Source organism: Vibrio sp. 16 (assembly GCF_963681195.1).
GTDB lineage: Bacteria > Pseudomonadota > Gammaproteobacteria > Enterobacterales > Vibrionaceae > Vibrio > Vibrio sinaloensis_D.
The window spans coordinates 2,759,855-2,773,991 of the sequence record NZ_OY808997.1 but is presented as its reverse complement, the minus strand read 5'-3'; the positions used below and the strand labels follow the sequence as shown (position 1 = coordinate 2,773,991).

The 14,137-nt window shown below is 45.2% G+C and carries 9 protein-coding genes; 2 read left to right on the top strand and 7 right to left on the bottom strand.

The window, feature by feature from the left end:
* Window positions 1–53: 53 nt before the first annotated feature.
* Window positions 54–1,268: an aspartate aminotransferase family protein gene (locus U9J37_RS12695; RefSeq protein WP_005471154.1), complete on the bottom strand. Its 1,215-nt coding sequence runs from the start codon at window positions 1,266–1,268 to the stop codon at window positions 54–56.
* Window positions 1,269–1,637: 369 nt separating this feature from the next.
* Window positions 1,638–2,216 (bottom strand): aminodeoxychorismate/anthranilate synthase component II, encoded by a 579-nt coding sequence (locus tag U9J37_RS12690; RefSeq protein ID WP_038192767.1) that lies wholly within the window; start codon window positions 2,214–2,216, stop codon window positions 1,638–1,640.
* A 222-nt stretch (window positions 2,217–2,438) separates the two neighbouring features.
* Here U9J37_RS12690 and U9J37_RS12685 point away from each other — a divergent pair, with 222 nt between their 5' ends.
* Complete coding sequence (locus tag U9J37_RS12685; RefSeq protein ID WP_005470904.1) at window positions 2,439–2,804, top strand: hypothetical protein; 366 nt, start codon at window positions 2,439–2,441, stop codon at window positions 2,802–2,804.
* 50 nt (window positions 2,805–2,854) lie between these two features.
* Here the strand turns inward: U9J37_RS12685 and U9J37_RS12680 are convergent, their stop codons facing one another.
* From U9J37_RS12680 to U9J37_RS12660, 5 genes are all read right to left on the bottom strand, one after another.
* Window positions 2,855–3,751: an endonuclease I family protein gene (locus U9J37_RS12680; RefSeq protein WP_005471166.1), complete on the bottom strand. Its 897-nt coding sequence runs from the start codon at window positions 3,749–3,751 to the stop codon at window positions 2,855–2,857.
* Between the two features lie 50 nt (window positions 3,752–3,801).
* Complete coding sequence (locus tag U9J37_RS12675) at window positions 3,802–6,744, bottom strand: ExeM/NucH family extracellular endonuclease (protein ID WP_005471146.1); 2,943 nt, start codon at window positions 6,742–6,744, stop codon at window positions 3,802–3,804.
* Between the two features lie 116 nt (window positions 6,745–6,860).
* Window positions 6,861–10,166: an ExeM/NucH family extracellular endonuclease gene (locus U9J37_RS12670; protein ID WP_005471012.1), complete on the bottom strand. Its 3,306-nt coding sequence runs from the start codon at window positions 10,164–10,166 to the stop codon at window positions 6,861–6,863.
* 20 nt (window positions 10,167–10,186) lie between these two features.
* The gene (locus U9J37_RS12665) at window positions 10,187–11,272 is read right to left on the bottom strand and encodes a porin (protein ID WP_322413827.1); all 1,086 of its coding nucleotides are present in this window, start codon (window positions 11,270–11,272) and stop codon (window positions 10,187–10,189) included.
* Window positions 11,273–11,755: 483 nt separating this feature from the next.
* Entirely contained in the window at window positions 11,756–12,277 is a 522-nt protein-coding gene (locus U9J37_RS12660) for an FxsA family protein (RefSeq protein WP_005470935.1), read from the bottom strand.
* Between the two features lie 318 nt (window positions 12,278–12,595).
* Between U9J37_RS12660 and aspA the strand changes: the two genes are divergently transcribed.
* Window positions 12,596–14,047, top strand: a complete 1,452-nt coding sequence (aspA, locus tag U9J37_RS12655) for an aspartate ammonia-lyase (RefSeq protein WP_005470944.1) — start codon at window positions 12,596–12,598, stop codon at window positions 14,045–14,047.
* The last annotated feature ends 90 nt before the right edge of the window (window positions 14,048–14,137 follow it).

The window sequence follows — 14,137 nt, the reverse complement described above, 5'->3', positions numbered from 1 at the left end:
TGGTCTCGATAGTCGAGCTAAGCATGATGACTTAGCTCAGTTAGATGTTTTAATTATTGTGTTAGCGACGCTAATGCTTTATCCAGGCGTGCTAATCCTTCTTCGATTTCTTCTTTACTAATGACAAGTGACGGCGTGAAACGCACTACGTTTGCACCCGCAACTAGTACCATTAATCCTTCTTTACCTGCTGCGACCAAAACATCGCGAGCACGGCCCTGCCACTCATCATTAAGTGCAGCACCGAGTAATAACCCTTTGCCACGAACCTCGGCAAAAACTTGGTATTTATCATTCAACTTCGCCAAGCCATCACGGAACAGCGCTTCACGCTCAGCAACGCCAGAAAGAGTTTCTGGGTTGCTCACGACGTCAACCACCGCTTCTGCCACAGCACACGCCAGAGGGTTACCGCCGTAAGTCGAACCGTGAGTACCCACTTTTAGGTGCTTAGATAGCTCTGTAGTCGTTAGCATTGCGCCAATAGGGAAACCACCGCCTAAAGATTTCGCAGTGCTTAGAATGTCAGGCGTCACACCCAGACCTTGGTAAGCATAAAAATGACCAGTACGACCGTTACCGGTTTGAACTTCATCAAAAATCAGCAGTGCATTGTGTTTGTCACACAGTTCACGAACAGTTTGAACAAATTCGTCTGTTGGAGAGATGATGCCGCCTTCACCTTGAAGCGGTTCCATCATGATGGCACACGTGCGATCTGAGATATGCTCACGTAGCGCTTCAACATCATTGTATGGTAGGTGCGTCACGTCACCTGGCTTAGGACCAAAGCCATCAGAGTATGCAGCTTGACCGCCGACAGTGACCGTAAAGAAGGTACGGCCGTGGAAACCTTGTGTAAACGCGATGATTTCAGATTTCTCTGGACCAAACTTATCAGCAGCGTAACGACGCGCCAGCTTAAGAGCAGCTTCGTTCGCTTCAGCGCCCGAGTTAGCAAAGAACACTTTTTCTGCAAAGCTCACGCCGGTCAGCTTTTTCGCTAGACGCAGCGCTGGCTCGTTAGTCATCACGTTACTGAGGTGCCACAACTTTTGGCCTTGCTCTGTTAATGCATTCACCATTGCTGGATGACAATGACCTAGACAGCTCACGGCGATACCACCAGCAAAGTCGATGTACTCTTTACCTTGCTGATCCCAAACGCGAGCACCCTCGCCTTTCACTGGAATCATTTCCATTGGGTTATAACAAGGTACCATTACCTCATCAAACAAACCGCGTTCTACATTATTTTCTACAGTCATTGCACATTCCCTCTCGATACCGCATGCATAGCGAATATGTTGTCCTTACTTCCATTCAATGAAATAAGATATTGTTTTGCTTTTAAGCAATTACGGCATTGTATTTACAAACAATTAACCTTTTCAATAGTGATTTATGCTTTTTATCCACACTGAAAAAGCCGAATTCCCATCATGTGTGAGTATTTATGCACGATGCTACTCGTTTTATGAAGCAATATATTCTTATAACAAAGATAAGCTCTGATTAAGCATAGGCATAGCAAGGGCTGAAAGGTAACAATGACATAGGCTGCGAATAGTTTTTCACAGAATATTCGCCGCTTTAATTATGAAAGAAATGTTAAGAAAGGTGATCCCAGTCAGGGTTTATCGCTTCAGAAAGTTGGCGAGCAGTTCATGTCCCTGCTCCGTTTTGATCGATTCTGGATGAAACTGGACCGCATCTATCGGTAAGGTCTTATGTTGATAGCCCATAATCTCATCCATAGAACCATCTTCAAACTCAGTCCAAGCAGTTAACTCAAAACAGTCGGGTAGAGTGCCATTTTTCACCACCAACGAGTGGTATCGGGTCACGGTGAGTGGATTGTTCAAACCAGTAAATACACTTCGTCCATTGTGTCGAATAGGCGAGGTTTTACCGTGCATCACTTGCCGAGCGCGCACCACTTCACCACCAAAAACTTGCGCGATGGCTTGATGCCCTAAGCAAACTCCCAGAATGGGTAATTGCCCCGCGAAATGTTCTATCGCTTGCAACGAGATACCCGCCTCATTAGGGGTACACGGCCCAGGCGAGATAACCAAGTGCGAAGGCGCTAACGCTTCAATACCGGCAATATCAATTTCATCATTACGTACCACTTGCACATCAGCCCCCAACTCACAGAAGTACTGATAGAGGTTGTAAGTAAACGAGTCGTAATTATCGATAATCAACAGCATGGCAGAAACAAGCACTAAGTATTTCGAAGTTAGGAGCGGTATTGTGCAATAAGAAGATAGAAAGGCAAGTAATAATCGATCGGGCAATATGTTCTTAAACTTGCTCCAGATAACGATAATTAAAATAAATACAAACAAGCATTAGATACACACCGCAAATCTATCATATGATTGAGCTGCTAATAAAAGCAGATACACAACAAATAGTTACAGAGAAATATAATGAAATTTAATGCAATCGTCGCAAGCCTAGTGGCTTCGCTCGCACTGGTTGGTTGTCAATCAACGTCAGATGTTCCAACACCAACAGCAGATAAACAAACCATTGAAGAAGCTCGCACTGCACTCGCAGGTGTTGATGATTTGACTGTCGATGAGTCTGGCGTTATCTCTTTAGTGCAGACACTGCCATCGAGATACCAGTGGAATGCGACAGCAATTAAGAAAATTGGTCGTGAAGTCTCCTGCGATAACCTGCGCTACTTCGTAGACAAAGGTATGGTGGTGAACATTCACTTTAAAGGCCCTAAAGGTCGCTATGATCACTTTGACCAACAGCGATGCCTAGAAGAAGACCAATACCTATAAAAAAAGAGCCAACGTTTGTTGGCTCTTTTAAAATCTAACTATAAAGATCGCTACTGAACACAATCTTTAGCAAAGATGCTATCTGCCCAATGTGGATTATCGACAAATGGATTTCGGTTACCTTGAATGTTTTGAATCTTGGTATTTCTCTCAAATTCAAAATCATCGACGCCGTCCAGTTTGTTCCACTCAAGCAAAATACAAACATTACCCAAAGCTGTACCGTTGTCAGTCACTGAAGAGACAAGCTCTAAATCAGGGTTAGACGCATCACTATTGTCTTTTCCTTCATAGCGCGTTGCCATGTAGAACATCATACGTGCAACATCACCTTTTACCTCATCACGTGGTTCAAATGAGTCGCCATCTCTTCTGTTACCTGGCGCTTCTGTTAACTCGGTGCCCCCTTCATCAAACTCTAGGTTTCCTCGCGCCCCATTAACGCTTTCATCCGTCGGTCTTAAATGATGGATGTCCGTGTATGCCGCCGCGCGCTTATCGTTAAAGCCTCCATTTGACTTAGGATAGGTGTGTTCACGGTTCCAGTTGTCTTGACCTAAACTGCCTTGACCCGATTTTTGTCCTTTCTCTTGTGAGCGCCCGGTGTACATCAAGATCACGTTGCTACTGTTGTTCGGATCTTCATCGGTAATATCCAGAGCATCCCAAACGTCAAAGCTGCTTGAAGAGTAAGGCAACTGAGTAATCCCTGTGGATATAATCGCATTGAGCGCCGCTTTCAGTTCTGGCCCGCTTTTACCAATGGCACTATCGTAATAGCCATTAGGGTTATGGATCTCTCCTGGCGGTACGGGTGGCTCAACGATGTCAGTCTGGCAAGTGATTGACGGAATCCCTCCAACCACATGAGGATCATGCGCTTGTTCATAAGCGGCAGAGGCACCAAAGGTGCTCATCATTAATAAAGTGAATAGTGTTTTTCTCATGACTTTGATTCGGGGGGAGAAATCCCCCCTCTCCTAATTATGGTAACCAATTACGCTTTGAACTTGCGACGCAAGAATCCCAGACCAAATAAAGCGAGTAGTCCAACGCCCCCAGTACTACCAGCATCTTCACTATCATCTCTTGTTGCTTCTACGACATTGATACGATCAGACTGAATCACTTCACCAGCGATTGTTGTTCTAACACTGTATTCCCCGAGTTCTAACCCTTCGGAGAAGCTCACTTCAGTCCAGCCTAGTGCAATCTCATATGCGTCCAGGCTATCTTTGGCAACTCTCGAAGACGTCGCTACATAAGTTGAAATGGCGTCACTAATTGAAACCGAAACTTCATCACCCACTTTTAGATGGGTGCCATTTGCTTGGGTCAAATCAACAAAGTATTTAAAGCTCTTACCCACTGAAGGCGCAGGTATTCTAGGCTCATTGATCGGCTCAAAGGGCAGTTTTACGGGCGTTCCAGGAACAATAGGTTGGTCTGGGTCTATAGGATAAATAGGATCGATTGGCTCTAAAGGTTTACCATCAAAAGCAATAGAAATGACAACTGGGTCATGAACCGCGGCGCGATAAACGTCTTGGTACTGTTGGCCCAAACTATGATCATACGCCAATACACTTGCTTCACCAGCGTTGATATTCCACTGCTTCGCATCAACCACCAAAGACTTCAAACCCGGTGAGGTTAGAATGTAGTCGAAACTCCCTTGTCCATCACGATTGACGGTGTTGTAGCCCTTCGAATCGAGAATAGCCAACACATTTTCATAACCATAAAAGGTATCGATGACCTTTCCATTTTCGCCATGAAGCGGGTCATCGTCTATGAGGGTAAAAGACGCGGCTTTGATTTCATGAGTTTCAGGAACGTCATCACGATTGGTCAAGACCGATATTGGGTCTTCATTTAGGTAAGCATTGAAACTACCCAAAATGACTTTTTCACCCGATACGTCTTGTAACTGCTGACCTAGATAATCAGCGGCCGATACTCGTAATTCTGCGCATTGGCCTTGTTTAGCATTGCTACTGTTTTCAAGGCAACTCTGTTGTCTATCAACAAAATCACTTACTGCTACAGTTAACGTTTCATCGCGATCTTTAAAATTAAAGGTTGCAATAAGACTGGCGGCTTGTGCAGCAAGCTTTTCAGAAGAAACTTGCTTAGGCATTTCAACCACTTTTAAGGACTCAAGCCCTACTTTGCTGGCTTTAAAAATCAAATAATTGGCCGATGTCAGTTCACCGAACTGCTCAAGCCCTTGCGCACTGGCAATGTGGTAATGATTCGCTTCATCTAGGTTTTTGTTGAGCTCGCTGACTAACTGACCGATAGCTGAAGAGGTAGACAAACCATTGTTCTCAACTTCCATTAAGCCAACGACATCGGCATCTAAGGCGATCAAAGCACTAACCAATTTTGATGTCTGAACTTCAAACTGCGCTGTATCAACGGTCGTTTCAATCAACATTCCATCATTGGCTAAGTTGGCTTCGCCACCAAAGGGGCTATTTAAGTAGCCACCCGTATTAAAGGTCGCCAGTTTAATATCCCCACTCTTGAGACTAGGTTTATCCTGACGACTGTTCCCATTAGCCACAAACGTTCCATTGTGAGCAGGCTCGGTCACATAAAGACGATAGTCTGAGTACGAGTAACCCAAGACGCCTTGCAACTGATTCGCACGGTCTCCTACGCGAATATAGTCATCCGTGGAACCATTTTGGTCAGCATCACTCTTAGCAAAATCTGGGTACCAAGCAGGTGCACCACTCGTGTCTTTGTCAAACGATTCCACAACGACTCGGAAGTCTTCATTACAATCTGCAGCTTTAGCCGCATCATCTGATGCCGGGAAAAAACTCTGGTTAGGGTGGACGCTTGCTTGGCCTCGACTGAGCACCATATTGTAGCGCTGAGCCTCTTCATCCAAACTGTAGCTTCGAGAAACTCGCATATCTAACATCGAGTTTATGTTGATTAACATGCCTTCATGGCGCTCGAGGGTGAAATCAAACTCCTTGTCACTGGATAGCTCCGTAAAATCAGTGGCAGTAATTGACCCCGTACCAATGGTCTTGACGTCATTCGCTGGAATCTGTGTCCAACCAAAGTACTCTTCTACAGGACCCATGACTTCGACTTTATCGCCAACTTTTAACCCGGTGACATCTGCAACGACAAAGATACCGTCAGAAGTTTGCGCGTCGTTATCAGGCGTCTCATCCTGCATAAAGAAACCGATACGTTCACCTTGAGCGATCTCCGTGCTCTGTATCGCGGTGATTACACCAACAACAGTAAACACTTCATCTGATACAAACTTGCCATTCAGAGGATCCGTGTAAGGAGATGCCCATGAGCTCCCCTGTAGTTCACCAATTAAAGAAGCTGGAGAAGGCTCAGGGTCGGGATCAGGTGTCGGATCTGGGTCTGGAGTAGGCGGAGTCACACCATCCACGCTTCCTAGCCCCTCGTAGTTTCCATCACCGGCATTTTTCCACTCACTGGCTTCAAAAGACATGGATGGCATGCTTGGGCTAATACGCTGTAGAGAAGAATCTTCAAAGACATCTGTTGCATCCGAACCGAGATGCCCAACAAGATCGATATTTACCCCATTTTTCGCAAGCGCCACAGCATCGCCGCCTTTCCCGTTGAAAGCGAGAGCTTCAACTTGATCGACAACAGCGGGAAGTTTTCCCGCTAACTGACTATGGGCCACAACATACACTTCACCAGCTCCCAAATTTCCTGCAAGTGGGAACTCTGTTGTTAGCGGGTTAGAGCCCGTTTGGTTGTTATATTGAACAATAGAATACTGAGACAAATCGACGGATACAGAACCATTGTTATAGATCTCAACGGCTTTATCATTGCCGTTTTCCACCACTTCGGTAATCAGAACATTTGCCTGTACCACAGGAGCAGCAACCAGACTGATGGCGACTGCTAAAATACTTTTTTTCATTGTTAACACTCACTGGTAACAAAATTAATGACTCAACATGCCAAATAGAGCGAATACTCTGTTTTTCAGCAATAAAAAGGGGGCTAGTGCAAAACACTAGCCCCCATGTCGAACCGTTAGCGACGACGACGCAAGAAACCAAATCCAAACATGGTCAATAGCGCGCCAATACCAAAGCTACCACCCGAGCCGTCATACTCTGGAGCGACGGGTTTCACATTGCTTGAATCACGTTTTGCAATCGACACTGTCATTGTTTTCGAATCAATCACCGTTGAAGTTGAGCGCGAAACCGCATCTCTGTCACCTTTAAGCTGCATAGTTAAGGTGTAATCACCTGCTTCCAAGCCAGCCACATCAAACATCACTGTCTGAGCGCCATCGGCATCAAGTGTTACCTTTGGCAGAGTGACACCGGTTGGACGAGGCGAGATTGAGATTTCCGCAATATCACCCGCTTTCGCTTGTGCTGATACTGGGAATGCAATATCTGCTCGACCACTCTTCATGGTGATAGAAACTGGCACTTCACCCGCTTCGCCATATTTGTAGCCTAGGCTGATGATGGCAGAATCATGGTCAGAAGAGCGGAAAGGCGTTTCAGCATAGAACGGATTAGGTTCATTGGTGTCGCCACCCTTGTATTTGTGGTTATAGTCATACAACGACGATTCTGGTGCATTGATGTGCCAATCTGTTGCATCTACCAAACGACCTTGTAGAGAAGGAGAAATCAGCATGTGATCCAACGAGCCAACTTCATCATTGAAGGAATAGCTCCATGAAGTTTTACCTTCTTCCGTTTTTAGATCGACCGCGTTCAAATAACCAAACGTCTTCTCAATACGCTGACCATTTTTTTCAAATGGCGTCTTGCCTACGTAGGTATGTTCTGATGCATAGATGGCTTTACCAGTCGGGTTGCTTGTTAGGACTAGCATCGGATCTTCATTCGCATATGAGTTCATATCACCCAATACGACTTTATCACCCGCAATATCTTCTAACTCTGAACCTAAATGGTATGCAGCCGCAACACGGAAGTTTTCACACGAACCTTGGAAATCATCATTGCGTACATCGTCCTTCTCAGGGTCGAAATTCTTCCACGTTTCCCAGCCTTTCCAGTCTTCGTAACAGGTTGAACCTTTAGACTTAAAGTGGTTAACAGCAACAGACAGTTTCTTACCCGTATGATTCACTTTAAAGGTCGCTACGACACTGTGACGTTGATAGTTGTCGCCACTTTCGCGAATTTCACCTTTTTTATCCAAGATTGGCGCACCATTGCCATCAACGATCGTTGGCGCGTGCTGCTCTGGCATCGGAATCACTTCACCAGTGATAATTGAAACTTTAGAAGGACGGTAGATAACACCTGTCGTGATCGCATCCGAACCCACTGTATCTTGCTCATCAAGAACCGCGTCACCGTTCTTATCGAACCCAACAAACACATAGCGATTGTGGATTGAGTTCTGTCTATTACGATCGCCGTAATCTTCGTCGTAGTATTTGGCATTGACGGCAGCAAGTAGCTCATTGATTGCACTGAAGTCACCGAAACCATTGTTCTCAACTTCCATCACACCCAAGATGTCCGCATCCAAGCCGTAAATCGCTTCAACGATTTTGGCCTGTTGACGCTCAAACTCTTGCTGGGACTCTGCTCCGCGGTTGTCACCGAAATTGTTGTCAGCACCACCATATGGTGAGTTGAAGTAGTTCAGTACGTTCTGAGTCGCCACTTTAATGGTGAAACCATGCTCACCGTATGATTCGTTGATGGTTGGTGCATCTGTACGATCTGTATTGTGGACAAACGTAATGTTCTGCGAAGACTCTAGGGCTTTAGGCACGATGATATTGAAGTTACCGTAAGAGTAACCAACAACACCCGTTAAACCCACTACGCTATCATTAATGCGAACGTAGTTTTTCTGTGGATCTTGTTTAAATTCTGGGTAATAAGGAATCTCACCATTTGGCGCTTTACCGTCAGACTCAAGAATCACACGGAAGTCATCGTTTTCAGCCGCTTGAGCTAAAGAATCAATCGATCCTGCAACATGGTCTTGGTTTGGCTGAGGGTTTGGACGCTTGTATGCAAGAACCATGTTATTGCGGAAAGCATCGTAATCGAAGCTAAAGCTACGTGACACTCGCATATCATGTTTTACTGCCATTAATTCATCGCGACGTGCTTCTTTTGCCTCATCTAGACGTTTTAGATATGTAGCCTCGTCTTCATCAGCGTCACGTTCAACCGTCACCTTCTCAACAAGCGCGTCAATGGTAGCCAACTCTTGAGCTGTCTTACCCATATCGGCAGTAGTCTTGACCAGCATACCTTCGTAACGTTCTAGCGTAGATTCAAATGTTGTATCGTCAGCATGGCGTTTTAGTTCAACAGGCGTGACAGAAACTGGCGTTTCATCAATCACTTGCCATTTATCATCAGCGGCAACAAGCTGGGTTAAACCATAGTTTTCTTTAACTTTGGCTACTACACACACTTTTTGACCGATCATGCTATCAGTGGCTTGAGCGGTCGGCACAAAAATACCGTCTGATGTCAGGTCATTACCATCGTTGTCATACAGGTAAAAACCCTTCGCAGGATAACTCGTCACCGCAGACACAATACCCGTTACTTTATATTGCTTGGCAGACTCATACCCTTCAGTAATAAGTGGAGAGAACTTACCCTCGCCTTGTACCGCACCGATGGTTTGTTCTTCTAAATCCGTTGCATCATCACATGGGGTATTTGCTGGCGGGGCTATTGGGTCATTGTTGACCGCAACTGGGTCACCTAGTCCACCAAAGTCGTTCTGAGGAAACGCTTCCCAATCGTTCGCATCGTAAGTATTTTTAGGCCCTGTGCCAGCTTTGCGTCTCAGGGTCATGTTTGCCCATGGGTCATCAGCTGCATCAGAATCACTGTAGATCCCAAAGATATCGTGAACATCACTTTGTGCTGAAGAGGTACCTAGCCAAACTGCGTCATCACCATTAAACGTTAATGCATTGTACTTAGCCTGGTCGTACGTACCGGCTGTAACCGCTGCACCTTCTCCACCCAAGCGTTCGATGTATTGGAAAATCTCAGCACCAGCTTCACCATTAACGACAACAATGCTTTTCCCTGGTGCAATGGTGACATCTTTAAGAACATTTATTTTGTCCTTGTTATGAACCATATTTTTATAACGACTGAAGTACAGCGCTAAATCACCATCATTACCTTCAAAGGTTACAGCGGATGCACCAGTGTTACTGATTTCGACAGCTTTATTCTGTGCGGAGCCTTCAACATACTCGGTAATAAGTACTTTGCTCATATCTCCAATATCAGCAGTAGCGACGCCGCTAAGTACAGTACTAATTGCACCAGCAAGTAGGGTCATTTTCTTATTCATTTTCTTGTTCTCCGGTCCAATTAGAAGTAAACGCGTGCGTACGCGTAAGCTTGTTGCGCAGCTTCACCGCCGTTGACTTCAAATGCAATCACACTTGAAGGAGTCGGCTTGTAATTCACGCCCAGCGTTGTCCAAACGCGCTCATCGCCCCAATCTGACTCTTCGGCACCATTCGCCTCATTGTCGATTGCCCATTGCTCATATTCTTCGTAGTTGTATGACGCAGTGAATTCCCACTGAGGATTTAATACATACTTGGCGGAGGCTAGGTAGCCCTCGTTATTTTGCGGTTTATAATCGTTGTAAAGCACACATTCAGGCACACCAAACTCATTTGGTTTCTTCTGGGCACAAGTACCGATGTATTCTTCTTCTCGGAACAAGTTGACACCCAAGTGGAACTCGTCAGTAACAGCTAGTCGCGCACCTGCACCTACTAGTCTTTGCTCACCGTATTTAGATTCACTATCTGACCCTCTACGACCTTCTACACCAACCACAACTGAAAAACGATCACCAAAGTAACCTACGTATCCATTACCGACATCGCCAAGAGAAGAACCAGATGAAGACTCACCTCCATAGCTGTATGAAGCCCCGACTTTAACGACACCAAGGAAACGGCCTTCATACTTGAACGTCGTATCTTGGTCACCAGCTTCACCCGTTTCAACAGTCGTATCGAAAGTGAAGTCGCCCCATTTATCGTAATCATCAAATGCCGTGTCTGTGAGACCTGCCTCAATGTAGTGAGACACATTTTCTGACTTCCACAGTTCATAGCCGATAAACAGTTTGTCGATCGCTAGCACCATGTCTCCACTACCGTATTTCCAGTTTTCACGCTCATAATCGAGCTCTAGGCGGTAATGCATTTTTCCTTGCTGGCCTTTAACGCCCATGGTGGCAAAAGAGTCGTCAATGAAGTTCTTATCTTCATAGAACTCACCATATTCGTATTTGGCACCAATATGTCCACCAACCCCAACTTCACCATATAACTTGGCAAAATCACCTTGGTCGTTTTCATAGATGGTTACGGCACTTGCGTTTGCTGCTAAAAATAGCGATGAAATCGCTATTGCCACTGCATTTCTTTTTAGCATTTGAGTTTCCCTTCGATTTAGTTGCCGGTTAACTGCACACTTCCAACAGGCATAGTTAATATCGCTAGAGGCAGTACTAACGGCTAACTAAGCAAAGATTGTTGTGTTTAAAACGGTGTAGATTGACCGGAAAGTCATTAATAACAGGACGATTGTCGACCTTTTAGGTAAACAAAAAATGAACATACATTGCTAATGAGAAATTAATCACATTTATATTATCAATAGTATGAATACTCTAAAATTTTCAACAGATACAGTAAGACACAAAAAAAACTGTTCAAAAGCACGTAAATCTGTGGCAAAGATCGCATTTAACCACATAGAAATATGACCTAAATGCGCTAAAAAGGACTAACGAGAACGATTGCTCAATGACATAGCGTTGCTTAGATGGCTGAGAGGAAAGAGGTAGGAATGAAATTTGTGATAGTGCGCAACCTATTAACAACTGTTAACAAACGTTGCGCACAAATAGATTGGTTATTTTAGACGGCGCTCATCGTCATCTTTACGTTCATATTCCCCTTCAAAGGTATCTCCTTTTTGGGATTGGAACGGGTCGCGATTGAACGGATCATTTTCAAATGGATTTTGCCCAAACTGGTCGCCATTAAAACTGCCATGGAAGCCCTGACCACCGACCGTTTTTACCACCATTTTGCTCATCAGGTACTTCGCAATCGCTGCTCGTGGGGCTGGCAAAAGAACCAACATGCCCAATGCGTCTGTCATAAAGCCAGGTGTGAGTAAAAGCACACCTGCTACAGCAAGCATGACTCCTTCAAAGATTTGCTGTGCTGGTAATTCACCTTGATTAAGGCGGTTTTGTACCGACATTAAGGTTTGTAACCCTTGGCTACGGACTAGCGATGCACCAACAAATGCGGTGATCAGCACCAAAGCGATGGTTGGCCATAAGCCTAGGAAACCACCAACTTGTATAAACAGGCCTATTTCAATAATAGGTACGAAGATAAACAGTAATAATAAGATAGGAAACACACGCCCTCCTTTGTTGATGTCAGTGTACGTGCTCTGGTGTGTGAGCTCAAATTGAAGCTGTAAAAAAGCGTGATAAATCCCTCAATAGCCCCCTACCCCTAAAGGGCTATTCATACCCTGTTCATATCTTGCAAAACTTTAACTAAACAAAAGCGAAAAAGGTGATCCAGTTACTATTTTTATGCGCTAGGTACAGTATTATGTGCCACATAAGTCAGGACGGATTTAACAGCCTAAAACTCTGACGAATGGATTCTTAAACTACAGATTGGCTAGTAATTCACTTTATTATCAGAATAATTATCTAAGGATCCTGTGATGGCTACCCTAACCGATGCTCCAAAAACAGCAGCCCCTGCTACCCGTATCGAAGAAGACCTACTAGGTGAGCGTCACGTACCGGCTGATGCCTACTACGGCATTCATACTCTACGTGCTATCGAGAACTTCAACATTTCTAACATGACCATTTCTGACGTACCTGAGTTTGTACGCGGTATGGTAATGACGAAGAAAGCAGCCGCTCTTGCCAACAAAGAGCTAGGCGTGATCCCAAAAGACGTTGCGAATTACATTCTTGAAGCGTGTGACTTGATTCTTGAAACAGGCAAGTGCATGGATCAGTTCCCTTCAGATGTATTCCAAGGTGGTGCGGGTACTTCTGTCAACATGAACACCAACGAAGTGATCGCCAACGTTGCTCTTGAGCTGATGGGCAAAGAGAAAGGTCAATACGAGTTCATTAACCCAAATGACCACGTCAACAAGAGCCAATCCACTAACTGTGCATACCCAACGGGGTTCCGTATTGCGGTCTACAACAGTGTTCACCAGCTAATGGAAGCGATTGAGTACCTAAAAGGTGCCTTCGAACTTAAAGCACAAGAATTTAAAGACGTATTGAAGATGGGTCGTACTCAACTTCAAGACGCGGTACCGATGACAGTGGGTCAAGAGTTCCACGCATGGGCGGTAACCCTAAACGAAGAGATTCGTGCGTTGGATTACACTTCAAAACTGCTACTGGAAATCAACCTAGGTGCAACCGCAATCGGTACTGGCTTGAACGCTGCACAAGGCTACCAAGCGGCAGCAGTGAAACACTTAGCGGAAGTAACGGGGCTTGAAGTGGTGCCTGCTGAAGATCTTATCGAAGCGACCTCTGACTGTGGCGCTTACGTAATGACGCACGGCGCGCTAAAACGTCTAGCGGTTAAGCTGTCTAAGATCTGTAACGACCTACGTCTGCTTTCTTCTGGTCCTCGTGCGGGTCTCAACGAGCTGAACCTGCCTGAACTTCAAGCGGGCTCTTCTATCATGCCAGCAAAAGTAAACCCAGTAGTGCCAGAAGTGGTTAACCAAGTGTGTTTCAAAGTGCTTGGCAACGACAACACTATCTCGTTCGCAGCAGAAGGCGGCCAGCTTCAACTTAACGTGATGGAGCCAGTGATTGCTCAAAGCATGTTTGAATCAATCACCATCTTGAAAAACGCTTGTGTGAACCTACGTGATAAGTGTATCGATGGCATCACAGTCAACAAAGAAGTGTGTGAAGCCTACGTTTATAACTCTATCGGTATCGTCACTTACCTAAACCCATACATTGGCCACCACGAAGGTGACATCGTCGGTAAGATTTGTGCGGAAACAGGTAAGAGCGTTCGCGAAGTGGTATTGGAGCGTGGACTACTCACCGCAGAAGAGTTGGACGACATTCTTTCCGTCGAAAACTTTATGCACCCAACCTATAAAGCAAAACGCTACGAATAAGCGAATCGATAAGGCCCCAAACGGGGCCTTTTTTAGGCTTGCATACGGTTAACCCCATTCGTTGCATGGTTTTTGCGAGCCTCATTATTT